General features: G+C 47.9%; 20 protein-coding genes. 3 read left to right on the top strand and 17 right to left on the bottom strand.

The features are described 5' to 3' along the window. Window positions 1–32: 32 nt before the first annotated feature. From DYE26_RS32005 to DYE26_RS31965, 9 genes are all read right to left on the bottom strand, one after another. The gene (locus DYE26_RS32005) at window positions 33–428 is read right to left on the bottom strand and encodes a hypothetical protein (RefSeq protein ID WP_036620825.1); all 396 of its coding nucleotides are present in this window, start codon (window positions 426–428) and stop codon (window positions 33–35) included. 410 nt (window positions 429–838) lie between these two features. Next, the gene (locus DYE26_RS32000) at window positions 839–1,549 is read right to left on the bottom strand and encodes a hypothetical protein (protein WP_127463436.1); all 711 of its coding nucleotides are present in this window, start codon (window positions 1,547–1,549) and stop codon (window positions 839–841) included. A gap of 14 nt (window positions 1,550–1,563) precedes the next feature. Further along, window positions 1,564–1,773 (bottom strand): hypothetical protein, encoded by a 210-nt coding sequence (locus tag DYE26_RS31995; RefSeq protein ID WP_036620823.1) that lies wholly within the window; start codon window positions 1,771–1,773, stop codon window positions 1,564–1,566. A gap of 56 nt (window positions 1,774–1,829) precedes the next feature. Further along, window positions 1,830–3,161, bottom strand: a complete 1,332-nt coding sequence (locus tag DYE26_RS31990; RefSeq protein ID WP_036620822.1) for a hypothetical protein — start codon at window positions 3,159–3,161, stop codon at window positions 1,830–1,832. Window positions 3,162–3,710: 549 nt separating this feature from the next. Next, window positions 3,711–7,067 carry a DEAD/DEAH box helicase family protein gene (locus tag DYE26_RS31985; protein ID WP_036627763.1) on the bottom strand — a complete coding sequence of 1,119 codons (3,357 nt, stop codon included), beginning with the start codon at window positions 7,065–7,067 and terminating at the stop codon, window positions 3,711–3,713. Between the two features lie 9 nt (window positions 7,068–7,076). Continuing rightward, window positions 7,077–8,243, bottom strand: a complete 1,167-nt coding sequence (locus DYE26_RS31980; RefSeq protein ID WP_051985330.1) for a restriction endonuclease subunit S — start codon at window positions 8,241–8,243, stop codon at window positions 7,077–7,079. Next, the gene (locus DYE26_RS31975; RefSeq protein ID WP_036620821.1) at window positions 8,240–9,694 is read right to left on the bottom strand and encodes a type I restriction-modification system subunit M; all 1,455 of its coding nucleotides are present in this window, start codon (window positions 9,692–9,694) and stop codon (window positions 8,240–8,242) included. Before DYE26_RS31975 ends, DYE26_RS31980 begins: the two co-directional genes overlap by 4 nt. 64 nt (window positions 9,695–9,758) lie before the next feature. Further along, a complete protein-coding gene (locus tag DYE26_RS31970; protein ID WP_051985329.1) occupies window positions 9,759–10,922 on the bottom strand; it encodes an McrC family protein in 1,164 nt (387 codons plus the stop codon). A gap of 178 nt (window positions 10,923–11,100) precedes the next feature. Further along, complete coding sequence (locus DYE26_RS31965; RefSeq protein WP_036620820.1) at window positions 11,101–13,047, bottom strand: AAA family ATPase; 1,947 nt, start codon at window positions 13,045–13,047, stop codon at window positions 11,101–11,103. A 218-nt stretch (window positions 13,048–13,265) separates the two neighbouring features. Between DYE26_RS31965 and DYE26_RS31960 the strand changes: the two genes are divergently transcribed. Further along, window positions 13,266–13,985, top strand: coding sequence for a gamma-glutamyl-gamma-aminobutyrate hydrolase family protein (locus tag DYE26_RS31960; RefSeq protein ID WP_036620819.1), 720 nt, complete (start codon window positions 13,266–13,268; stop codon window positions 13,983–13,985). A 61-nt stretch (window positions 13,986–14,046) separates the two neighbouring features. Here DYE26_RS31960 and DYE26_RS31955 read toward each other — a convergent pair whose 3' ends face one another. Beyond that, window positions 14,047–14,418 carry a DUF488 domain-containing protein gene (locus DYE26_RS31955; protein WP_227872837.1) on the bottom strand — a complete coding sequence of 124 codons (372 nt, stop codon included), beginning with the start codon at window positions 14,416–14,418 and terminating at the stop codon, window positions 14,047–14,049. Window positions 14,419–14,788: 370 nt separating this feature from the next. Continuing rightward, the gene (gene rbsK / locus DYE26_RS31950) at window positions 14,789–15,721 is read right to left on the bottom strand and encodes a ribokinase (protein ID WP_036620817.1); all 933 of its coding nucleotides are present in this window, start codon (window positions 15,719–15,721) and stop codon (window positions 14,789–14,791) included. 184 nt (window positions 15,722–15,905) lie between these two features. Here rbsK and DYE26_RS31945 point away from each other — a divergent pair, with 184 nt between their 5' ends. After that, window positions 15,906–16,358: a flagellar brake protein gene (locus DYE26_RS31945; RefSeq protein ID WP_036620815.1), complete on the top strand. Its 453-nt coding sequence runs from the start codon at window positions 15,906–15,908 to the stop codon at window positions 16,356–16,358. Window positions 16,359–16,456: 98 nt separating this feature from the next. Continuing rightward, complete coding sequence (locus tag DYE26_RS31940; RefSeq protein WP_240534108.1) at window positions 16,457–19,558, top strand: hybrid sensor histidine kinase/response regulator; 3,102 nt, start codon at window positions 16,457–16,459, stop codon at window positions 19,556–19,558. A 21-nt stretch (window positions 19,559–19,579) separates the two neighbouring features. Here the strand turns inward: DYE26_RS31940 and DYE26_RS34750 are convergent, their stop codons facing one another. The 6 genes from DYE26_RS34750 to DYE26_RS31915 all read right to left on the bottom strand — a co-directional run bounded on the left by DYE26_RS34750 (window position 19,580) and on the right by DYE26_RS31915 (window position 24,280). Next, complete coding sequence (locus DYE26_RS34750) at window positions 19,580–20,305, bottom strand: AfsR/SARP family transcriptional regulator (RefSeq protein WP_307719331.1); 726 nt, start codon at window positions 20,303–20,305, stop codon at window positions 19,580–19,582. Then, on the bottom strand, window positions 20,306–20,731 hold the full coding sequence (locus DYE26_RS34745) for a LytR/AlgR family response regulator transcription factor (RefSeq protein ID WP_307719332.1): 426 nt from the start codon (window positions 20,729–20,731) through the stop codon (window positions 20,306–20,308). Window positions 20,732–20,893: 162 nt separating this feature from the next. Further along, window positions 20,894–22,528, bottom strand: a complete 1,635-nt coding sequence (locus DYE26_RS31930; protein ID WP_036620810.1) for an MDR family MFS transporter — start codon at window positions 22,526–22,528, stop codon at window positions 20,894–20,896. Between the two features lie 20 nt (window positions 22,529–22,548). After that, window positions 22,549–22,989 carry a MarR family winged helix-turn-helix transcriptional regulator gene (locus tag DYE26_RS31925; RefSeq protein WP_036620806.1) on the bottom strand — a complete coding sequence of 147 codons (441 nt, stop codon included), beginning with the start codon at window positions 22,987–22,989 and terminating at the stop codon, window positions 22,549–22,551. A 219-nt stretch (window positions 22,990–23,208) separates the two neighbouring features. Continuing rightward, a complete protein-coding gene (locus tag DYE26_RS31920) occupies window positions 23,209–23,835 on the bottom strand; it encodes a LysE family translocator (RefSeq protein WP_036620803.1) in 627 nt (208 codons plus the stop codon). 13 nt (window positions 23,836–23,848) lie between these two features. Next, window positions 23,849–24,280: an Lrp/AsnC family transcriptional regulator gene (locus DYE26_RS31915; protein WP_036620800.1), complete on the bottom strand. Its 432-nt coding sequence runs from the start codon at window positions 24,278–24,280 to the stop codon at window positions 23,849–23,851. Between the last annotated feature and the right edge of the window lie 75 nt (window positions 24,281–24,355).

Raw genomic sequence — 24,355 nt, 5'->3', positions numbered from 1 at the left:
ATCGTAGTTGTGTCAACTGGGTATCATCTGCATTATTTATTTTCGAAGAATTCATCATCTTCAAATAATTCCTTCTGAGGGGTTACTTCCAAACCCTGCTGCGGCTCCAATTGCATTGTTACCTTACCCGACGCTTTTTGGCCAACCCATTTGATTGCGCCGCTCCCTTTAGGTAGATATAACTCAATTTCTTCATCACCTTCCCCTTCCCAAAGCGTATGTATCTCACTGTTCCCATTCACTTGAATTATTTTGAATTTACCCCGGTCAGCATTTCCGCGAATAGATATTTTAGTTGTTACATCAGAAGCAGTATTTAAATGCCATATCGTATGTAATCCCGAAAAACCCGAAAATTTTATATATGCCTCTTCTTCGGTAACATCGCCTGATTTGCCGGCAAAAGTGTAGCTATCTCCCGAATCCATTAAGCGCTCTTCGTCATTGAAGATGTTTTCTTGCTGCGCTGTTCCGTTACTACAAAAACGTATTGAAAAAATCATATTAAATAGCAAGAAATATCGGCAGATCAATATCCGCTGTCCGGACGCTTTGCACGATTATCCCGTTTGATCTGGAAGCAAAGAGGAAGATAAATTCAGGAGAAGAAGATAGGTTTGGGAGAAGCAGACATGTTCGAGATCGTTCGACAGGTTTGTGAGCAGGAGGTTTAGGAGAAGTGAAGCAGACCTGACGGGAGGAATGGGGGCAAGGCACCGGGAAAAGGAAAGGGCCGTGATTAGCCCCCCCCTCTACCCCCTGAACAAGAGGGATAATCGTGCAAAGCAGCATGCAGAGCATGCAGGGATACCAAGACACGAACGCTATCATAATTTATTTAGCGAATTTTCGTCCAATGGAAGCCGTCATTCGAAATAACAACATTACTTCCATCTCCATAACCGGTTAATTTTGAGTCTGCTTGAATAACCGACATGGCATTCGGTAAAGACTTATCCAGGTTGGTCGTTTTCCAATGGATTTGGTCGGTTGAGGTCAGTATTTTGGAACGTACACCCCCCGGGCTAAACCAATATTGTGCAAAAATCATGTAATTCTTACCGATTTTGAGCATTGGGGAACGGGAATAATTGGTGTCCAACGTTTTTTTAATGTTCTGCACAGTAAAGGTTGTCCCGTTTTTTGAGGTCAATCGGTTGCCGAAGTCGTCGAACAAGGTAACGGTGCCGTCGGTGACCGGTTTCTCAAGCTGATAGCTATAATTATTTCTTGGAACATCATTGACTGCGAAGGAGTATCTCAAGTCTGACTTAACGTTGGCGGATTGCATGATCCAATTTTGAAGGTCCTTTGAACTGTAAACAATCATTTCCGCATACCTTTTCTTATCGGCATCCACGATAAATTGATTTTTGGAATGCGTTTTTGACTTCGTATAAAAGGTATACCCGCCGCCGAAAGCGGAATATATCTTTCCATTCCAGGTTATGAAGTAGATGTTTAAAGGAATCTCCGCTTTTTCGTACCAATCCATCCCGTTAGAAGAGGTGAACAATTTGCTCCGGTCACTAAATGCCTTAGCGAGCAAAACGTATTGTCCGTTTATGTATTGGACGTTTTCAATCGTGTAGGGTTGACATAGTGAATCCGATACATTTCATCGGTAGGAATCCGGTAAGATACCCAACTTTTCCCGTAATCGCGGGTAACGTTCAAATAATCGTACACGACCATGATCGTCCCCTTTTCATCCGCCGCAATCGAAATAATTTCATCCCCGGTTGCGCGATTGAAAGCAACTTGAAACTCCACCGGATCTATTCATTTGGCGCACCTGACCCTTTCACAATAATTTAGTCGATCCCCGCTCACTTCTTCGACCGGTAAACGATCACAAAATCGCTGTCCGTCCTCGCAGGGGCGATCCAGGAATCAGCGCTGGTAAGAAAGTTCGGATCATCCAGATCGATGATTAAATTCCCGGAGTTTTCATCGGATACTCCACCGTGAACCAGAAAAAGTCGATCGGCCGATTGGGGCACTTGGCTTCGGTTTATTTTTACGGCAATCGGATCATCCCAGTCTACTTCGTTGCCATTATATTCTTGCTTGGGATAGCTCACGCGGTAAACGTTATCGCTCAGCAGCTTGTAGTCAAACTGATCTTCTTTGTCCGGATCCAGGGCACTATAATCGGCCTTTGTAAAGGAATCGTCTTCCGTCAGCGGACGAGCGGAAAAAACGACGTCTTCGGAGGTTTGGAATTCTACATTCTCCAGCATGGAGGCCAGGCTGATCCCCTCTCCGACATCTACATATTCAAAACGGTTTTCTTTCATTTCCAGCGGCTTCATGTCGCTTTCGGGAAATTCTTTTTTGATACGTTCTATGTACTTGGTGTTATGAATTTCACCGCTGATCCTGCAGTAATTATACGCGGGGCCATAAATAATCGGATCGAGCGCTTGGGGATTTCTGATGTCCAGAATTTCCTTCATTCTAGCGTCCATATATTTGTCTTCCTTGTTGACGTATAGGGAAATCTCGCTTTCCCCGTTGCTGAAATGTCTTGCCAATTGGTGAAACAGTTCCATGGTGTTATCGTAATATTGATTCTGATTCGCCTTGCCGCCTTTGAAGAAAATCTCCAGTTCCAAGCCGAAATGGCTGTTCTGCAAAAATGTCTTCAAATCCCCGTCATATTTTTGCTTCAGCGTAAAATAATCGATACCTCCATGGTCAAGTTCGCTGGAGATGCTGTACTTTTGGACGTAATACTCATCCGTTACTTTAAATTTGTCAATCAGCTGCTCTTGAATATCGGCTTTGATCCGTTCGGCTTGATAATTGTCCGAAAGCACATTTTTTAACTCATCGCTGTACCGGTTCCATGTGGGGCCGGCCAACACTCGAAAAGAGGTACCGTTAAACTCCAACGTAACCGTTCCGCTTTTGGGGACTTCACGCTTGAAAACGGGAATCGGCCCGTTCAGCCCGGCATAGGACAACTTCACTTCCACCACTTTCGCATCGTCCATCCCGTACTTTTCCATGACGTAATTTTGAGCCATTTGGGCCAGCTCTTTTTTCACCTGTTTTTCCTTTGCCCCCCTCGAGCCGGAGCATCCGGCAACCAGAATACAAACCGCTAAAATAAACACTATGATGCAGATGGTTTGAAGTGCCGTGTAACTTTTCATTTATTCACCTTTCCTACATTAAAAACTACAAAATATATAGTTTCAACTCTTCGCAAATATCCTGTGTAATTTTGGCTCACCCCCTTTTATCTAGATTTTCATACCCAACGTAGTTTGATGTAATCATTTGGATCACATCTTCACGGCTAGAGAAGAGCAGACCGTTATACCGACTATACAATTCATCAACTTGTGATTCTGAGTAAACGACCTTTTTTCTAATCGAATCAAGCACATGATCTTTATGATGATTATATAACTCCTTCGATTTTAAATACCTGAAGATTATTTTCAACTTTCTGCCTCAATGCAGAATCCGTACATATTTCTCGTATGACGATTTCAAATTCTTTCGCCTTTGCCAAACAAATAATTGATCTGAGAGGTATCACCCGGTTTTAATTTGCTTTTGTCAACCATATCGATTCCGAATTTGAAATATTGACCGAACTCATCTACATATGGATTCAAATTCCTGTACAGCACGCAGAAAATGATGAAGAGACGACGAATATCGTCGTCTTGAACAGCCTGGTCTCAAAACCTGTTTTATGCTCCGGTGACTTCTGCATTTTTATTGATAGCATCAATAATGCCGATAATTGCTCGTGCGTCGTCCATATTATTGCTAAACAGCTCCGCAATGCTGCCAACCGTACGGAATGGCTCCTCTTGAAGAACGGATTTTTCGATCATCCCGTTTTTAACGACATATTCGATAATGAGCTTTACAAACCGCAGTTGATTGACATTCAGCCGATTTTCTTGGAGAAACTCCATGAAAGCTTCGTTCGCGGCCTCCTGATCAAGACCCACGATACTTCGTACAAGCTTGGTTACCGGTAAGTCTTTATATTCACGCTCATAATCCTCTTTTGTCCCTAACTCTTTCCATAAAATTTGTTCGAGCGTCTTTAAGTCTTGTTTCGTGATCGGTTTGTTGTTGCGAAGTTTATAAATGGCGAGCTGATCCTTGTTGGCATGCAAATAATGGGTAACCTTTTTGCGGTAATTTTGCAGGTCGTTCGTGTTGTAAAATCCGCGGCTTTCTTCCACACCGAGCCACTCATCTTTAAAATTAGTATAATAAATTTGCTGCGTTTCGCGTTCCAGAAACTTAATGAGTTCCCGCAATGCTTCCCGTACCTTCTCCATTTCGAAGATGTCCGCTTCTTCCCAGAATTCCGCCGTCTTAACCTTCTCTATGATACTTCGCTGGGCGACAATCTGTGGGATCGTGCCCAACTTGGAGAGACTTTCCGCAGTCTCGATGACTTTGCGAATCGGTCTGACAGCCCCCGTTCCTTGAAGCTTGGCCAGTTCAATGACCAGCATTAAATGATCAAATCGCTTGGCCAGTTCGTCATTGCTGGAAGAAACGACAAGCGGTGCAATATGCTCCTTCAAATCGCCCATATCGGTATCGGTTAACGAGCGCCATGCGCCATCATTCTTATATTTATGGACGTATTCAATGTGCTGTCTGACGCGGAAAAGTTCCTCATTAAGCGCATTCACGTTTTCTTTTAACAATTCCACCATATCCGTGCGATAGGAGATATACTCCGGTTCCTGAAACCGAAGTTGTTGGAGTTCACGAACAATCTGCACACGAACATTGAACAATTTCTCGGATAGGGTTTGAACAATCCCCGCTTCTTTCCCTTTTGGGTTTGCCCGGAAAAATTCAAAGTTACGGCAGAAGTCAAAGATCAGGAATTCTTTCTTATCTTCGCCAATGCCGTGCAGATCTTTACATAACCGCGTTCCTCGACCCACCATTTGCCAAAATTTCGATTTCGAGCGAACTTTCTTGAAGAAAACCAAATTGACGACCTCAGGAATGTCCACGCCAGTATCCAGCATATCAACGGAAACTGCAATTTGCGGCAGCTTGCTCCACATGGAAAAATCATCGATCAGAGTTTGATAATAATTCGTTTTAATATCTATGACCCGAGCAAAATGCCCTTTCAAGTCCGGGTACAAAGCATCGAATCGTTCCACGATCGCAACCGCATGACGATGGTTTTTGGCGAAAACGATCGTTTTGCCCAATTTGTCGCCGCCTTCGACCTTTAATCCCCGCTCCATGACAAATTGAAGTACACGGTCGATCGTATCCTCGTTAAACAACCACTCATTAATCGCCGCGCTGTCAATATCCCGCGGTTCTTCTTCTTCATCTTCCAACAGTACTTCCTCGTATTGTTCTTTTTCAGCCTCGGACAGATCATCATAGCGGATGCCATCATCCATAATTTTGGTCGTTGTTTCAACCGTACGATAATCGACCAAGTATCCTTCCTTAACAGCTTGCTCCAATTCATAAGCAAACGTTGGGACCCCATTTTCCAGTTGGAACACATCGTATGTATTTTTGTCGACTTCATCTTTAGGCGTTGCCGTCAGGCCCAACAGTATGGCGTCAAAATAGTCGAAAATCGCCTGATATTTCTTATATATGCTTCTATGCGACTCGTCAATAATGATCAAGTCAAAATGCCCCACCGTGAACAGCTTTTTGCCGTCCTTCCGTTTAGCCTCATCGATCGCATTCATCATCGTCGGATAGGTCGAGAATACGATTCTGGCTGTCTCTGGATTATCCTTGCTATCGAGCAGATTACACAGTGTCATTTCGGGCAAATATTGACTGAAGCTGTTTTTGGCTTGGCGTACCAGCGTTGTGCGATCCGCAAGAAACAGTACATTTTTCACCCAGTTGTAGCGGCTTAACACGTCGACAATCGCACTGGCGGTACGAGTCTTGCCGCTGCCTGTCGCCATAACGAGCAAGGCGGTTCGCTGCCCTTTGTTTAACGCGTCGCAAACCGAAAGCACCGCTTCATGCTGGTAAGGGCGATTTACGATATTGTCGTTGATTTGGACTTCCTGCAACGGCTTCTGAATCAAGCGGCGGTTGATCAGCAGTTGCAATTCATCCTGACTGGCAAAACCGGATACCACTCGGCTGGGATAATGCAGATCGTCCCAGAAGTTCGTACGAAAACCGTTCGTATAATAGATGACAGGTCGCTGACCGTATCGCTGCTCCAGGCAATCGGCATAGAGCTTCGCTTGCTGCTTTCCTATATTGGGGTCTGCACTTGTACGTTTTGCTTCCACAACGGCAAGGGGTTTCCCGTTCTCACCAAACAACACGTAATCCACATAACCGATGCCCTGCCCATTCGGCATCCCCTGTACTTCAAACTCTTCCAGCACATTTTTTTGGAACGTCCATCCGGCCAGCTTAAGCTCGATATCGATGTAACGTTTACGAGTCTCGTATTCGCTGATTTCATCCGGCACGAAATGATATTCCTGCGTATTTTGAGCCCGGCGTTCCGTAAGGAGTTTCCGAAGTTCTTCATTTTCTTTCACCAAGTCTTCCAGCTTGCGGTCTTTCGAACCCAACCGGTCATACAAATCCTGCAGTTCCTGAGGTCTTACTTTCTCTTGCAACTTGTTTTCTTCCATCAATAGTTGCTCATCAAAGCTTCTTGCCGTATACTCGGCCGAATAGCAATAATCGATCCAACTGATGAAGTTATGCAAGTTGCGAAGAGACAGGACAGCCTCACCGCGGCTGATCGTTGCATTTGAATGCACAGCCAGATTGCCCAGCTTGGTAACGTATTTCAGTTGAGGCAGCATAGCCTGATCGATGACGCGAAGAAAAGTCACGTCATGGATCAAGCTGGACAAGTTATCTTGATAAGGTACCTTCAAGTCGCTATCGTAGGTAAACAACCACTTGACGGCAAGCTCCAAAGCCCGACGGCTGAGGATGGCGCAAGTCGCCGGACTGACGACCAACGCCTTTTCCGCCTCAATACAGGCACCGGCAAAGCTGGCATAGGTTTTATTTTCACTGAGAAAACCAAAATTCGATAGCTGCATATCGCCCATCTAGACCATTACACCATCTTTCACTGTCAATTCACCTTTGAAGGCTTTTTGCAGAAGTGCCTGGAAGTTGGATTCTAGTTGTTGGAGAGACTTCATTTGTAATTCTTTTTGGGACTGATATTGTTCAAATATCAATGAATATTTTTGTTGAACATCTATATCTGGAATTGGCATCTCTATTTCATTAATTTTTGCTAAAGTAATACGTTTAATTGCCGCTCCTGACATGTTATTTGTAACTACCTGTTTCACTCGTGGATCATTTAAATAACTCACCAAGAATTGCGCAGTTATAAGGTCAATATTTATTTTAATCAAAGCTAGACTAGACAGCATACTAAATTCGAAGTCATATGGATTAATGGCGGCAATACCAGTCGTGGCACCATCTTTTATATATAAAATATCTCCTTTTTTTACAGGGCATCGTTTATAAATTGCGGTATGTTCACTTACAGAAATGTAAGTTGGGTTAGAAAAAAAGTCCACTCTGTTTGGTTTAACATGTTTAGCTGTAACATATGGTACTCCATTTGTTTTGGGCTCTGGCGAATGGTGAGTTCCATCGGTAATCAAAGTGCAGACATCACTTAGTTTGCCGGTCTTCCAAGACTTTGTATTTCCAACTGGATCACCAAACATATCCAAAAAAACAGCGTGAACTAATTCGTCAAGTTTAGCTATTGCTTGTTTGCGTTTTTCAATTAAAGATCGAGCTTTTTCTAAAGCATCAGCGATTAATTTTTGTTGCTCAAATGTCGGCAAAGGAATTTCTATATTTTCTAAAACTTTCTTCTGAATATGAGGTATAGTTGCCCCTGTACAGTTTTCTCTAAGATAAGAGCTCTTTGACTGAAGAAACATTGCAATATATGAAATACAGTCTTTATTATCTTTTGGTCTTAATGCCGCTATCGTACTCCCAATTATTCCAGAAAGGTTATACCCAACCGTACCTGCATTCGCACCATCCCATGCGATTAATATATCATTCGGTGTTACATATACGCCAGATGCAGCTTTTCTTACCATTTTTATATTTTCATCGTTACGCAAGTCGTCAATCTGTATATACCGAACCATTTCATTAGTGTCATTTAATTCATTTTCATCATATTTCTTACCCTTAGAAATAGAAAATAACTCGCCAATTCTTTGTTTTCTCACCCAAACAACGCCTCCAATTCCTCAAGCCCCTCAGTAATCTCTTTCTCCAGTTGCTTGATCGAAGCCAGAATCACCTTCGGATCCTCATACTGAACTTCCTCATATTCCGTTTCCTTATAACGATTAATGCTAAGATCATAAGCATTGTCACGAATCTCATCTACCGGAACCAAAAAAGATTGTTCCGTGCGTTTACGATCCTTCTCAGCATCCACATTGCTAAATCGCTCTATAATATCCGGTATATCATTGGTTTCAATCGGACTCCGTTTGTCATCAAGCGAATAACCGTCAGCTTTCATATCATAGAACCAAACATGATCCGTTCCACCTGCGCCGGTTTTAGTGAAGATCATGATTGCCGTTGAAACCCCTGCATAGGGTTTAAACACACCACTCGGCATCGAAATAATGGCTTCCAATTTGTGATTGTCCACAATTTCCTTACGAATCGCTTTATGCGCCGTGCTGTTGCCGAATAAGACACCATCCGGGACAATGGAAGCACAGCGTCCGCCCACCTTGAGCATCCGCAGGAAGAGGGCAAGGAACAACAGCTCGGTCTTTTTCGTGCGTGTCACCCGAAGCAGATCGGCGGATACGGAATCCGCATCAAGCGAACCTTTAAACGGCGGATTGGCTAAAATTAATGTATATTTATCCTTGTCCGTATTATTTTCGTTCAAGGAATCACGGTATTCGATATTCGGATTATCCACTCCATGCAGCATCATATTCATTGCACCGATGCGCAGCATCGTGCGGTCCATATCGAAGCCGTGGAACATATGATTGTTAAAATGCTCTTTTAATCCTTGAACAAGGAAAAGATCGGCATGATTTTCACGCAAATATTCACCAGCAGCGACAAGAAAACCTGCCGAACCGGCCGCCGGATCGCAAATGATATCCTCTGGCTTAGGTTTCATCAAAGCGACCATCATTTGGATAATATGTCTTGGTGTACGAAATTGTCCGTTTGTCCCGGCGGTAGCCACCTTGGACAACAGATACTCGTATAAATCCCCTTTTGTATCCCTGTCCTTCATATCGATCATATCAATTCCTTCGATAATACGAACAAGCATATTAGGGGTTGGGATCATAAAGATCGCATCGCCCATGTATTTGGCGTAAGCCGAATCCTTATCTCCATGAAGCGATTTAATAAACGGAAATACTTCGTTCGAAACGACATCATACATCCGCTGCGGGTCAAAATTCTTGAATTGATTCCAGCGCAAATGCTGCTTGTCACTCGGAAACATGCGGGCAAACGGCACGGATAGTAGCATCGATTCATTTTCCTTGCGGGTTTCCGCTTCATCCAAGTCCTTAATAAACAACAAATATGTAAACTGTTCGATTACGCTTAATGGATTGGTAATACCGCCAGTCCAAAAGGTCTCCCAAATCCGATCTACTTTCTGTCTTAATTCACCAGTTATCATGTCTATCTCCTTTTACGAAGGTTCTTGTTCAATTATACTACGGACTACCTAATATGACATACTCCTACATATCGGCAATCTCATTCAGCAATTCATCTACCAGCCCATCCACACATGCTTTCCCCAAACTCAAATCCAAAAAAGCAATCCGTACCTCCACGCCATCTCCGCTATCAAATTTGATAGGCTGCTCGGTTCCCGATAGTTTAGGCGTCCAAGGATAAACTAAATATACCTTGCCCGCACCGTACTTTTTGCCGTAAGCATATGCCTGGTACATGTCCGCTTGCGTAATGCCGAAGTCCGAACCAGGGGAAAGGAGCTTCCACTTCGTGTCCAGTACTACAACTCCGGACGGGCCTTGTACGACAATGTCCGGTTTCAACTGAAACCTTGGCGGGTTGTCAAACAGACGATAAGACCGATCCTGTGTCTTCACATGGATACGGGGATCTGCGAGCACTTTTTTTAAAAGTCCGGCCACGTAACGTTCAAATACTTTTTCCATCGGGAACAGCAGCGCATAGGCGGCACTGCCTCCTCTAAATGGCGTGAAGCTTTGACCGGCTAAGAATAGGCGGCACCACTCCAATATCGTCTGATATTCTTTCATATTCCGATCTGTAGATACACTAGCCCAATCCCGCTCCGGATGCACGGATCTCTCCACGCTGTCGAACGCCCCCAGTAAAGAATAAAGGTCCTTTTGGTTATTCGGATGGCCGCTAACCTTAAGCAGCAGTTCCACCGTTGTCTTGATCAGCCGATTTTCCGGCCGGTTAAGACTGAACTCGTCATATTCGATATAAAAGCGTTCTTTGTGGGCGGCATTATGCTTCATATGCTGGGAAAAGAGTTGCTTTCCCTTGTAGAAGCGTTCATTGTCTTGATGCACCGAATAATCGGATTTCAAGCCGCGTTTGACTAAGGCCGCAGCCTCTTCGATGAACATACGAATGAAAATGTCCAGCAGATGGTTTTTCTCCGCGCCGAGGCCGGTCGGATTATAATGTTTATTCGGTATATCGTTGACGGACCTCAACATATCGATAAAGATGCTCTTCGTTTGTGTTATGGAGCTTTCATCATCCCGAGCGTATATTTTGGGCAGGATTTCGATTTGAGTGCCATCGGTCATGGCGATCACGCCCACATGGTTTTTGGCGCTGATGATTTTGCCGATCCCTCTCCTGCTCCCCACGGTCATCAGTTCAAGAGCATCCGTCATAGTGCTTGTTCCTCTGCTTTCCAGCACAATACGTTCCAGGCGGTCAAAGGCCGGCTCGGCTATGCACTGATATCCAAGTGCAGTTCCGTCGGGATTTTTGCATAAAGTTCCATACTCTTTTAACGTAACCTTGTTAATCTTCCTGCTGTTACTGAATAGTTTCATGCTCATAGCGCACCTAATCCAGGTTGTTATAGTCGTATATTTTTAAATAAGCACCTAACTGGCGGAATGCATCGCGATTGATTTCGTAAGTAATAGACTCTTCTAGATCTACTTCGTCCAGTTTGCCGAACAGCTCTTTCATATCCACCTTGTTTACGACGATAAATTGTTCCGGCTTCGGCTTGTTGTTGTCCCCCAACACAAGGCGGATTTTCTCGTAATTGTCGTAGAAATATTCTTGAAGCAGAGGAATAATCGTATGCTCGAAAAGATGTCCCAATTTCCCAAGCGTAGGCTCCTCGTACAAACTCAAAAAGTATGCGTGCCCAATGGTATGCTCACGATCGTACAACGCTTCGATTCTCCGGTTCATCGTTTCCAGCATCGTTGCCAGATTCAACAGTTTTCCATCGACCTCAATAGAGCCAAGACGTTCAGGCTCCGGCATCATCTCGGCAAATGAAAACCGCCGCCGCAGCGCCGTATCCAACCGGGCGATGGAACGGTCCGCCGTGTTCATGGTAGCAAGCAGATAAACATTATTCGGAATGCCAAAAGACTCATGCGAGTACGGAAGATCCAGCATGAGTTCTTCCGGCATCCCGATCCGTTTCGTAGGTTCGATAAGGGTGATCAGTTCGCCAAAAATTTTGGAGATGTTGCCGCGGTTGATCTCATCGATGATAAAGACATAATTGTTGTTATTTTTTTGGACGACCGAATGGACGTGATTATCTTTCTGTTTTCCCAGAATGGCAAGCACGTGCGATAAAGTAATTCGGTTCAACCGGTAGACGGAGCCTAGCGTCATCACTTTATTTCCGTTGAGTTCCAGAATGTTCTCCCGGATATCCTTGACTAACCAGTTCACCTTGCGGGAACGCTTGTATTCCGCCATGTCTTCCAGCCACTCATACTCCCCTGTGACGACGCCGATCGCATCAATCGTCTCTTCATCATGAAGAACGAGAACAATATCTCCTTTCTTCATCTCGTCAATAAAACGGGAAAGGATTGCCTTTCCGCCATGCCGGTAATCCGTGTCTTCGCTCAAAATTTCACCGTAAGAATCCCAGCCGATACGGATCCGGTCATTATTGAAGCAATCCCGCTTAATCGGATTCTCCCTGGAACCTCCCAAGGAAACCTTCCATATCGTCGGTTCTTTACCAATTCCGTAGCCGTTGCCGTCCTGAACGATAAGTTTTTGCGCCTTTTTACAGAACTTTTTAAACAAGCCGGGCACAATATCGTAAACGACTTCCCCGTTCCCCGAATCCGTTGCCGTTTCTCCGCCGGATGCCATTTGCGGTTTGATACCTTCGATAAACTCTTCGTAACCGTAGGATTGATGAAAAGTCGTAAACGCAATCTGCCCTTTTTCTTGATACGCCTCATAGCGAGCCTTAATTTGATCGTATCCATCCGTCTCGGCTTCTTCGAGAACGACGTTAAGAGGCTTGTTTTCAATCATCGAAACTGCATACAGAACGGTGTGATAAGTTTTGCCGGTTCCCGGCGGTCCGTATAAAATGATATTTTTGTCCAGAAGACGATGCTGTTCCGAATCTGCTACAAAAGATCCTGCATTATCATCAGAGTGACCGGTCTCTTTACTGGCAACAACTTGGAAACTCAATCCATCCCCTCTTTCCCGAAGAAACTCCTCATAGTATTTAAGGCCATATTGAAATGCTTTGTTACCGCCTCTTTCATTTACCAGTACAAAATTTTCCGCCTGCTCCATAGCTATTTTCATGTTCCGGTATTGGTCGGCATCAGCGACTTCGAATACATTGGTAGTCTCAAGTTCAATATTAGTAAGCTTAGCAGGGGAAGTAGCTAAGTAGGTAACATATTGGCTAACGGTTTTTTCAGAATAAGGCTGCCCATCCGCCTTCTTCTTCCGCCTTAACCAGTCGGTATATTCTTTTTTGCGCAATTTGGCCTGATCTTCCATAATAATTCACCTTTCAACGATAATTTTGTAAATGGCTTAACACTGCAAGATAAAGTCCTCTTGCTTAGTACTCTCCTATGGATGGAACTATTAATAATTGACCTTCGACAAATCCTCTAGTTCTTCCTGCCTATTTGCAAGGAGTAATCGATCCTAATCATGTATAATATCACTAAATTCACAGATTCAACCCTTATAGGGGTGGGGAGGGCATTTATATGAAAAAACCGCTGATCGGGGTTTTGCCGTTGTACGACGAGGAGAAGGATAGCTATTGGATGCTGCCCGGTTACATGAAAGGCGTCGAGGAAGCCGGGGGGATTCCGTTTATGCTTCCGTTAACGACGGACCCGGAAACCATTGTAGCCATAGCCGAAACGTTTGACGGTTTTTTGTTTACGGGCGGGCATGATGTTAGCCCTGAAATTTACGGGGAGAAGGTCGAGCCGGTGTGCGGGGCAAGGTGCGAGGAAAGAGACGTTATGGAAAAGCTGCTGTTTAACCGGGCGATCGAGCAGGATAAGCCCGCCTTCGGCATCTGCCGCGGCCTGCAGTTGTTTAACGCGTTGCTCGGCGGGACGCTGTACCAGGACCTTCCCGCGCTGCGGTTGAGCGGCGTGCGGATCGGGCATAAGCAAACCCCGCCATACACCATCCCCGTCCACGACGTTCACATCGAAAAAGGAAATGTCCTGTATGAGATCGTGCAGGCCGAGTCCTTGAAGGTCAACAGCTACCATCACCAGGGGATCAAAAAATTGTCAGGGCAGCTTATGGCCGCCGCAGTTGCGGAGGACGGGCTGATCGAAGCGGTCGTCATGCCGGACAAAAGCTTTGTCCTGGCCGTGCAGTGGCATCCGGAATTCAACTATAACATCGACGACAGCAGCTTTCGGCTTTTTAAAGCATTTGTGCAGGCGTGCCGCCCAGAGCAATGAAACCGTCCTTCACAAAGACGGTCCATACAACCGATATGTATTTGAGACACTGATAACCCGCTTAGCCGGTTAACCAGCTCTGCAGTACAACCGCATGATTGCAGACCGGATCCTTGGCGGCATAAACGAGCGTCACACGCTGCTTCTCCGCCAACTCGCGGATGCGGGCCGCAAGTACGGCCCGCTCCGGGTCCGTCTCCAATTCCCGGACATAGCTATCGCTAAAAGCCGCAAAACGCTCCGGCTGATGATTAAACCATTTGCGAAGCTCGGGGCTGGGCGCGATGGCTTTCATCCATTCGTCGATCGCGGCCTGTTCCTTCTTTAAGCCGCGCGGCCACAGCCTGTCCACCAAAATGCGGTACCCGTCCCCCGAAGCAGGCGCTTCGTAAATACGCTTCACGGCAATCCGGCTTTCCATTGCTGAATCCATCCGACATTCGCATCCTTTCCATATTTTTTGCACTAAACTTCTAAGCTAACCTTCTACGTTAAATTCTGCGCTAACTTCTACGCTAAATTTCTCTACGCTAACGGTTGCCACAGCCGCTATTTGCTCCAATATCGCCGTTTTCAAATTCTAACGGTTGCCATAGCGCTTATTTAGCTTGAACCCGGCAATTTGGGCTCAGATTTGAGCAGATAACAACGCTCACAACCGTTGGATTTTTTTCTCGGACGGCCATGGGAACGGGCTACCTCCAAGGCCTGCTAAGGGCCCCTGTTAAGGGACCCTGTTAAGGAACCCTACTAAGGGGCCCTACTAAGGGGCCCTGCTAAGAGACCAGTAGCCCTGGAGGAAGTCACCCGCCAGCATTCCGCTCGGCCGCAAACATGCGGACTTCTTCCTGGGTAGGCATCCCCGCCTGGGCGCCGAATTTGGTAACGGCCAGCGCGGAAGCCAGCCCGGCGTATTCGACCGCTTCCCGCAGGCTCCGGCCCCGCGCGATCGAAACGGCCAGCGCGGCGTTAAAGCAATCGCCCGCCCCCGTCGTATCGATCACCGGCACCGGATGGCCCATAACGAAACGCACCTCGCCGCTTTCGTCCAAATAAGCCGATCCGCCGGCCCCCAGCGTCGTAACGACGTTGGCGGCTCCCAGCTCCTTCAAGCGCCGCATGGCCGCACCAAGCGTAGTTCCGTCGGCGGCAATGCCGGTATAGCCGCTCAGCTCGGTCCGGTTCGGCGTCATAAAGTCGGCGCAGCGAAACAGCTCTTCCGGCAACGGCTGCGCAGGGGCGGGGTTCAGCACGACCGTTTTCCCGAGCGACTTCGCTTTCCGGGCGGCGTATAGCGCCGTTTCGACCGGAATTTCCAGCTGCAGCAGCACGATGTCCGCCTCCTTCAGCTTCGCCTCGTTCCGGTCGATGTCCTCCGGCCCCACCCGGTCGTTTGCCCCGGGGACCACCACGATGCTGTTATCGCCCTCGCCCACATAAATCGAAGCGATGCCCGTCGCCGTCCCGCTCAGGCGTTTTACGCCGGTTACGTCAACACCGTCCCGCCCTAGAGCGTTCAGCAGCTCCAGCCCAAAAGCGTCGTCTCCCACGGCTCCGATCATCGCGGTTTCCGCCCCGAGGCGTGCCGCCGCAACCGCCTGATTGGCTCCTTTTCCTCCGGGAACAAACCGGACCCGGTCGCCAAGCAGCGTTTCTCCCACCCGCGGGTGACGCGGGGTCTCCACGACGATATCCATATTCAGACTGCCGATAACCGCCACTTTCGTATGGTTCATTAACATTACTTCCTTTAAATTGAAATGTACATGAATGACACATGTAATTTTATCAAAAAAAACGTCCCCATTCACGCAACGCCGGCTCGCCGGATCGTTTTTTAGAAATTGTCGAGTTTCGTATGGTCTACTAGAGTATAGTCTGCAGCTTCCAAATGAAACAGACGAAAAAGGAGGGGCCGCAATGAACATCGGCGAAGGCGATGATGCCGATTTCGCATATTTGAGACATCTTCAAACCGAACGGGAAAAAAACCAGCACCGCCATTTTTTTCGCGTTGCTCTGGAGATCGAATTAAAGCTGCAGCCGAAACCGGCTGACCGCGCCGCCGGCAAGGATGAGCCGCTAGTTTTGACCACCCTCGACATCAGCGGAGGCGGTCTTTCGTTTCTTTGTCCGGATCCGTTGGAACCAAGCAAAGAAGTTCAAGGGTCCGTATATTTAAGAACGAACATCCACCAGAAGCATATTCCGTTTACCGGTAAAATAATCAGCTGCACAAGACATACCGATCAGAAATACCGCATTGCCCTGAAGTTTGTCGAAATCAAAGACACCTTTCGTTCCGACATCATCCGCTTTTGCTTGTATAAACAAACGGAAATGCGCAATAAATTCAAAAACTATCCCATATAGCCCCGGTTTTACGCCCGCCGTCAAGCAGGGACAAAAGGATTTCCGCCGCAAATGTCGAATCTTCATAGATTATGAGAACGTACAAAAAACAGATATTCATGATTTTGCTTGTTATTGCCGCGATCAACGGAATCCGGGTTACCTGGAACAGCTTCCACCAAACGATCGAGCAACCGGTGGCGGCCGAAAACGGCATTCTCGATTTGCGGGGATGGAAGCTTCCCCCAAACCATACGATCACACTGAACGGGGAGTGGGAATTTTATCCGAATCAAAGGCTGACATCCGTACCGGATTCGGCATTGGATTCGGCCCCGACGAGCCCTGTATCCGCTAACTCCGGGAAAGTCTTTATTCCGGTGCCTGGCGCTTGGGATCAATATTTTCCGGACGATCAGCAGGGGAGGTATACTTACGGAACATACCGGCTGCGGATTTTCCTGGACGAACCGGCTTCCCAAACGCTCGCGCTGCGAATCGCCGAAATAACGCGGGCCTCCGCCGTTTATGTCAATGGACAACCCGCCGGCGGCAAAGGAAACCCTTCGGCTCAAAGCGAGTCGTACAAGCCGGGGCACCGTCCTTACACCATAAACCTTCCCAAAGGCGGCGATTCCTACGAAATCGTGATTCAGGCCGCAAACCATGCCGGAAAAGGAGGAATTACCAAATCGATCCGGTTCGGCACGCTGGATGCGATCAATCAGCGAACCACGCTTTCCATGGCACTGCAAGGCTTGCTTAGCGTTGTTTTTCTGGTGCATGGCCTGTACGCCGTAATGCTGTATTTTTTGGGAGCGGCCAATAAGGGACTGCTGTACTTTTCGGCGGTCATCGTGTGCGCGGTGATCAGCGTTTTGGGCGTTGACGATAAGATTTTGTTCATATTATTGCCGTCCATGCCGTATGAAGCCGACCTTAAAATCGTCCTGTTGTCTTATGTCGGGGTTGTTTCCTTCATCCCGCCGTTCATCAAAAACATGTTTCCCGAATACGGCCAGTTGAAAATAGTTCGCTGGTTTGCCTATTTTACTTCATGTTATGCGCTGTTTGTGCTGATCGCTCCGTCAAAGTACGTCATTCCGTCGGAAAAAATTTTTTTGGCGCCGATTTTGCTGTTGTCCGTCTCGATCGCCGTTTACATACTGCAAGCCGCCGCCCGAAAGCAGAAGGATGTCTTCTTCCTGCTGCTGGCCTGCACCATTCTTGGAAACAATATCGTTTGGATCGTTGCGGCGGCGAAGCTTTCCGTTGAAATGACGTTTTATCCATTTGACCTGATCTTTACCATGCTGGCCTTTGCGGCCTTTTGGTTCAGGCGGTTTTTCAAGGCGACGGCGCAAACGAAGCGGCTCGCCGACAAACTGCAGCTGGCCAACCGGCAGAAAGACGATTTTCTCGTCAATACGTCGCATGAACTGCGAAATCCGCTGCACGGGATTATGAATATTACGCAAAGCGTGCTGGACGATCCGGTTCACCAGACGAGCGAAGAGCATCGCCAAAGGCTGGAAATACAGCTGTCCGTTGCCAGACGCATGTCGCTGCTGCTGGACGACCTGGTGGACATCGGCCGGCTGAAGCAAAACACCGTCCGGCTGCAAATCAAACCGGTTCGCCTCCAATCCGTTATCGGCGGTATTTTTGAAATGCTCAGGTTCATGTTAAACGGTAAAACGATCGAACTTGAGGTGAATATCTCGGACCGGTTTCCCGCCGTAAAAGCGGACGAAAACCGGCTCATTCAAATTTTGTTCAATTTGCTGCACAATGCGATCAAGTTCACGGACCGCGGGAAAATTTCCTTGGATGCGGAAGTCGTGGACGGTATGGCTTATATTCGCATCCAGGATACGGGGATCGGTATGGATGAGACAACCCTGCAGCGGATCTTTTTGCCTTATGAGCAGGGGGATTCAACCGCTGCAAGAGCCGGCGGGGGGTTCGGACTGGGCCTTAGCATCTGCAAGCAGCTGGTGGAGCTTCACAGCGGGACGATTACGGTGCGGTCCGTTCTCGGCCAAGGATCGGAATTCACCTTTACGCTTCCGGCTGCCGGAGAAGACGGCGAGGCTTCGGAGCAAGCAGTTCCCGCCCATGTCCCTTTTTATTCTTATGCCAAAACTGCGGCGGCGCTTGCCGATGAAGCCGGGAACCGAAGCGCGCAGGGCAATGAGTCCGGAGGGGACGCGGAGCATCCGCTTGAGGCGGGCAACAAACCGAAGGTACTTATCGTAGACGACGACCTGCTGAATCTGAAAATCCTCGCGGACATTCTCGGGCCGGTCCAATATAACATCACTACGGCCGCAAGCGCCGACGAAGCGCTGCCCCTTGTCGACAACGCGCGGTTCGATCTCATCATTACGGACGTCATGATGCCCGGCATGTCGGGATACGAATTGACGCGGGCGATTCGCAAGCGGTTTTCAATCTCCGAGTTGCCGATCCTGATTCTTACGGCGCGGAATCGTGCGGAGGATATTTTTACCGGCTTTCAGTCGGGCGCCAACGATTATGTCACCAAGCCGGTGGATTCCTGGGAATTAAAGTCGCGGGTTCAGGCATTAACGCAATTGAAGCTGTCGATCGAAGAGCGGCTGCGCCTGGAAGCGGCTTGGCTGCAAGCCCAAATCAGACCGCATTTCCTGTACAACACAATCAATTCCATCGCCGCGCTGGCAACCATGGATCTGTCCAAAATGCAGGCGCTGCTGGAGGAATTCAGCAACTATTTACGGACGAGCTTCGATTTTCACAATTTCGACTTGGAGGTTCCAGTCTACCGCGAGCTTTCCCTGGTCCGCTCGTATCTGTTTATCGAGAAGGAACGATTTGGCGAACGGCTTCAGGTACAGTGGGAATTGGACCCGGATCTGCACTTTTTCCTGCCGCCGCTGTCCATCCAAACGCTGGTGGAAAACGCCGTGAATCACGGTATTCTTAAGCGTTCCCGCGGCGGCCAAGTGATGATTCGCATCAAGCGTTTGGCCGGCGAATATGAGGTGTGCGTCAGCGATGACGGCCTCGGCATGAGCGAAGAACGAATCCGCCAGATCTTCGCTTCGCCGGATCATCGCGGCATGGGAGTTGGCCTCCGCAACACCGATCGGCGCCTTACGCAGCTGTACGGCCGCCGTTTGGAAATCGCAAGCGCCCCCGGTCAAGGAACGACCGTGCGTTTTTGCATTCCGATATAGTTCAAAGGACTCTCCCCCAGCTTAAAGCTGTTCAGGGAGAGCCCTTTTGTTTTCGCCGGCCCACTGCCGGTACCACTCGATTATGTATGGACTTGGCCGTTCGTTTAATTCCTCCGCCAGAATCGCGGTCAACAAACGGTACTGACGATGGACGGAAAGGTGATTATCCAGCGAGCCGTAAATCTTCATCAGCGCAAAATGCGCTTCCTCCGCCAAGGGATACCGGTTGCAAATTTCGAGATATTTTTCGACCGCTTTGTCCCGGTATCCGCTGGAATCGTACCACTCGGCCATTTGGAATGAGGCGCGGAGCCATAGCATCTTTAACCGGAATCTTTCGCTCTCCGCCCACCAGTACTCATAATTCTGCATATAATCTCCCTGATACAAGTCCATGACTCCTTCGTATTCGCCGATCGTTGCTTCGTTCACCGGATACCCCGAAAGGATGAAACGTTCCCATACCTCCACGTCCAGCCGTACACACTCCAGGCTCAGCACGTACCCGTCCGTTGCATTCGAAATATGAAAATAAGGACCAAAGGGCTCAATGGTTCTCCGGATATGGTAAATTGCCGTATATAATTGGGAATACGCTTTGCCCGGCTCGTATTCCGGCCAGAGCAATTCGATCAAGGCCGATTTTCGCACAAGCTGGCCGCGATGCTGCAGCATATAAAGGAACAGCTCCTGAGCCCGGGACGTTCGCCACCGGATCGGCGCAAACGTACGGCCCTTCGCTGTCATTTACAGCTGCTGAAACAAGCTTACGTGCAGCTCTTCTTTGGCCGCGGGCGGCGCCGCCGGAACTCCTTCCAGGCGCTCCCGGATTCGTTCCAGGGTGATCGTCAGACGTTCTTTTCGCAGCGGTTTCATGACATAGTCAAGCGCGTTTAACTCAAAAGCTTTAACGGCATAGTCGTCATAAGCCGTAACGAAGACGATATTAAGCCTAGGCTTAAACTGCAGCAGCTGCCCTGCCAGTTCAATGCCGCTAATTTCGGGCAGATGAATATCCAAAAACACGACATCGATGTCCGTTCGCAGAATGAATTCCTTGCCCTCGACCGGGTTGATAAACTTGCCGGCGACATGAATCCCGAATATACTTTGCAAATGATGCTCCAAATAATTCAAAGCCAAGTTCTCATCATCGATTAGGACAACATTCATCTTATTCTCCTCGAGTATGTATATGATATATGTTACATCAAGTATACATATATTTAATAGAACTAGACAATTTCTCAACAAAATAAAATTAAGAAAAATACCTATAAAAAAAAGAGCCGCGTCTCAAAAAGACGTGACTCTCTTCCGTATGCAAAAACCTATTTACGCTTGATTTGGGGCGGCGGTTTGAACTGCGCCTTCCGGTCCGCCGCTCGCGGCGGCCGATGGGCTTGGCGTCTGGTTCGTGGACCGCAGCGGCAGCTCCTTCAGGAGAAACACCAGAATAAACGCTGCCACGAGTACGAGCGTCCCGGTCAAAAACACCGTGGACAACGTCGTGCCGAGCGCATCGCGGATCCCTTGAATCATCTGCGCGAACAGCGGCTGCACATCGGCGGGCAGGCCGGCCTGCGTTTGCTCCAGCAGCGGTTTGTTCATCAAGGTCTGCGGATTGGCAAAGGCCAGAATCTGCTCGGACATTTTCGGATCCACCTGGCTCAAATCCGGAGCGGAAGCGGACTGCATCTCCGCTTTCAAATTTTTCGTCAAGTTGTTGGACATCACCATCCCCATGACCGCGATCCCGATCGTTCCCCCGAGGTTACGGAACAGCTGCGTCGAAGCGGTGACGACCCCAAGCTCCTGATGCGGCACCGCGTTTTGCGCAGCGAGCGAGAATACCGGCATCCCCAGGCCAAGCCCGAAGCCGAACACGATCATGCTCAGCACGGCCAGCGGCACGTTGTTCATAAAGACCATAATGGCCATGCCGGCAATCATGATCGGCACCCCAATCAAAGCAAACGATTTGTATTTTCCTTTTCTAGCAATCAACTGCCCGGTAATCGCGCTGGATACGACCATCACGATCGACATCGGCATCGTTACGTAACCGGCATAGGTCGGCGAAATGCCAAGCACGCCTTGCACGAAAAAGGACAGATAGACCAACGCCCCCATCATCCCGAAGTTCATCAGGAAACCGATAATATTTGAGATGGTAACGATGCTGTTTTTGAATAAACGAAGCGGCAGGATCGGATTTTTTACCTTGGATTCAACGAATATGAAAATGATGGCGGAAATCACCGTGGCCGTGATCAAACCGATAATCGGCGCCGAATTCCAGGCATATTCCGTGCCCCCCCATGAGAATGTGAGCAGCAGCGGCACAAGCGTTGTCGTCATGAACAGCGAACCGAGGTAGTCGATTGCTTGCGACTTGCCGCGTTCCATTTTCGGAAACAGGGAAAGGATCATAAAGAAAGCCACAATGCCGAGCGGGAGGAAAATCCAGAACAGCCAATGCCAATCCATATGATCGACCAAATATCCGCCAAGCGTCGGCCCAAGTACGCTGGAGAAGCCGAACACCGCAGTCATCAGGCCCATCCATTTGCCGCGTTCACGCGGCGGGAACAAATCGCCGACCGCCGTAAAGGCCGTTGATTGAATAATCCCGGCGCCGATCCCCTGAATCCCCCGGTAAGCGATAAACTGAAACACATTGGATGAAGTCCCGGTCAGGAAGGCCCCGACCATAAAAAATAATATCCCGATCAGCAAAAAAGGCTTCCGTCCGTAAATATCGGACAGCTTGCCGACCAGAACGGTGGCGATCGTCGAGGTTAACAAGTAAATGTTGATCGTCCAGGTATAATAGTCCATGCCGTCAAGAATCGAAATAATCCGCGGCATCGCCGTGCTTACGATCGTCTGGTTGATCGCGGCGAAGAACATCGCCGCCATAATGGCGATCATGATCGTGATTTTCCGCTTTATTGAAAGGTGTTCCATCGTTGTCTGTTTCATCTCCATTAATTTTTGGTTTGCTCTAAGCTCGCCAGCAATAGGGCGAATATCCGCCGCAAATGCTGCAAATCTTCCTCCTGGAGCTGATTGAATATCCCGTCAATCATCTCCTTTTGGTTTTCGTTCACTTGCCGGATGATATCTTGGCCCAGTTCAGTAATCGAAATATTCACAACCCTGCGGTCATTTTCCGCGCGCTCGCGTTTGACATAACCCTCCATAAGCAGCTTGTCGGTAATCCCCGTAATCGCCGCCGGTGTGATTCCGAGGCACTCTGCGAGCTGTGATACTTTTTGCGTTCCCGACATATCCAGAATATACAGCATTTTGTATTGCGGGAAACTTAGGTTATATTCCCTGCCGCGCTTGTTCCACTCCTGTGAGATCGATTTGAGCAGAGTGCGGAACATCGAGGTCACTTCGAACAACTCTTCCTTTTTGACCATGCATTCCTCCTCCCTTCGTTCTTAGAGGTAGTTCAAACGACAATTGGTAGTTCCAAAATTATTTAACTAATAATTAATTTAGAACTTAAATATTAGAGCATTTACATACTATAGCGCTGTTGAAACGGTACGTCAAGCCGCGTTTTATTGAATTTTTTTTCTGGCCGCCAACCTTGACTGCACGTTGTCAGGGACGCGGCAACGGGTTTTCCGGGCTTGTTACCCTTTTACTAATTGTATGAACGCGCTAACGCCAAACCCTAACATAACGAGGCCTGACAGTTTATTGAATATAGACAGCCCGGGACCATTTAGCATTTTTGCACGCAAGAAACTTACCGCACTCACCAGAAAAAGCCACCAAAGCACCGATCCCAGAAAAACACCGCCAACCAGTAAAGGAATCGCCTTGCTGCCGGCCGATGAAGAAACAACGCCGGAAACACTGAAAATCCCGAGAAATGATACGATCGTCACCGGATTGGATAAAGTGAGAAGGAATGTTGCGGTATAGGAGTTTAGCGAGCTTTTTTGCACCGGTTGGGTTTGGAGCTGGCCTTGTGGAGGGTTAATAAAAAATCTGAAGCCGAGGTAACAAATGAATAATCCGCCTAAACTTTGAAAAAGAGCTTTATACCCCATCAAATAACTTATGAAGGAGGAAAGGCCAAGCCCGGCGATACTCCCGTAAATGGCATCTGCCGTCGCCGCCCCCAGACCGCTAAACAGTCCGCTTTTAAATCCCGACGACAATGTTTTTTGAATGCAAAAAATGCCGATCGGCCCCAGCGGCGCGGCAATCGCAAGCCCTAATAATACGCCTTTGAGCAACCATTCCCAAACCATACCGTTCACTCTCCTATTCTTCTTTCAATGTGGAGAGAATGAACACGGTGTTGGATCTGACGATATTGTGGTTAGCTTTTAAAGTGTGCATGATGAACCCCTCCAGTTCGGAAATTTCCGCAAGCGCCACTTTTAGCATATAGTCGTATTCTCCGGAGGTGTGATGGCATTCCAGCACATGCTCCGATTGAACGACGGCTTCACGAAATTTTTGGGTTTCCGCCGAACCGTTCAGCTGCACAAATATGTACACGGTACAATGCTGCCCGATCGCCCGCCGGTTCAGCTTGACGGTAAATTGATCGATCACCCCGTTTTTCTCCAGTTTCCGGATTCTTTCCGCGATGGAAGGAACGGACAAATGTATCATTTTGCTGATATCGGAACTGGTAGTGCGGCTGTTGGCTTTTAAGATTTGCAAAATCTGCAGGTCGATTTCATCCATGCAGCTCCCCTCCTTCCTTTTAAGTTGATTATAGATCATTCGCAAAAAATGAAAATATATCCCTTATATTTCATT

The organism is Paenibacillus macerans, assembly GCF_900454495.1.
GTDB classification, from domain to species: Bacteria; Bacillota; Bacilli; order Paenibacillales; family Paenibacillaceae; genus Fontibacillus; species Fontibacillus macerans.
This window is presented reverse-complemented; position numbering and strand designations above follow the sequence as displayed.

What these genes read in the sequence shown, in the direction of transcription:
- DYE26_RS32005 (WP_036620825.1), bottom strand. Translation starts at nt 428, where the DNA reads ATGGATTCGGGAGATAGCTACACTTTTGCCGGCAAATCAGGCGATGTT.
- DYE26_RS31990 (WP_036620822.1), bottom strand. Translation starts at nt 3,161, where the DNA reads ATGAAAAGTTACACGGCACTTCAAACCATCTGCATCATAGTGTTTATT.
- DYE26_RS31985 (WP_036627763.1), bottom strand. Translation starts at nt 7,067, where the DNA reads ATGCAGCTATCGAATTTTGGTTTTCTCAGTGAAAATAAAACCTATGCC.
- DYE26_RS31975 (WP_036620821.1), bottom strand. Translation starts at nt 9,694, where the DNA reads ATGATAACTGGTGAATTAAGACAGAAAGTAGATCGGATTTGGGAGACC.
- DYE26_RS31970 (WP_051985329.1), bottom strand. Translation starts at nt 10,922, where the DNA reads ATGACGGATGCTCTTGAACTGATGACCGTGGGGAGCAGGAGAGGGATC.
- DYE26_RS31965 (WP_036620820.1), bottom strand. Translation starts at nt 13,047, where the DNA reads ATGGAAGATCAGGCCAAATTGCGCAAAAAAGAATATACCGACTGGTTA.
- DYE26_RS31960 (WP_036620819.1), top strand. Translation starts at nt 13,266, where the DNA reads ATGAAAAAACCGCTGATCGGGGTTTTGCCGTTGTACGACGAGGAGAAG.
- DYE26_RS31955 (WP_227872837.1), bottom strand. Translation starts at nt 14,418, where the DNA reads ATGGATTCAGCAATGGAAAGCCGGATTGCCGTGAAGCGTATTTACGAA.
- rbsK (WP_036620817.1), bottom strand. Translation starts at nt 15,721, where the DNA reads ATGAACCATACGAAAGTGGCGGTTATCGGCAGTCTGAATATGGATATC.
- DYE26_RS31945 (WP_036620815.1), top strand. Translation starts at nt 15,906, where the DNA reads ATGAACATCGGCGAAGGCGATGATGCCGATTTCGCATATTTGAGACAT.
- DYE26_RS31940 (WP_240534108.1), top strand. Translation starts at nt 16,457, where the DNA reads ATGATTTTGCTTGTTATTGCCGCGATCAACGGAATCCGGGTTACCTGG.
- DYE26_RS34750 (WP_307719331.1), bottom strand. Translation starts at nt 20,305, where the DNA reads ATGACAGCGAAGGGCCGTACGTTTGCGCCGATCCGGTGGCGAACGTCC.
- DYE26_RS34745 (WP_307719332.1), bottom strand. Translation starts at nt 20,731, where the DNA reads ATGAATGTTGTCCTAATCGATGATGAGAACTTGGCTTTGAATTATTTG.
- DYE26_RS31930 (WP_036620810.1), bottom strand. Translation starts at nt 22,528, where the DNA reads ATGGAACACCTTTCAATAAAGCGGAAAATCACGATCATGATCGCCATT.
- DYE26_RS31925 (WP_036620806.1), bottom strand. Translation starts at nt 22,989, where the DNA reads ATGGTCAAAAAGGAAGAGTTGTTCGAAGTGACCTCGATGTTCCGCACT.
- DYE26_RS31920 (WP_036620803.1), bottom strand. Translation starts at nt 23,835, where the DNA reads ATGGTTTGGGAATGGTTGCTCAAAGGCGTATTATTAGGGCTTGCGATT.
- DYE26_RS31915 (WP_036620800.1), bottom strand. Translation starts at nt 24,280, where the DNA reads ATGGATGAAATCGACCTGCAGATTTTGCAAATCTTAAAAGCCAACAGC.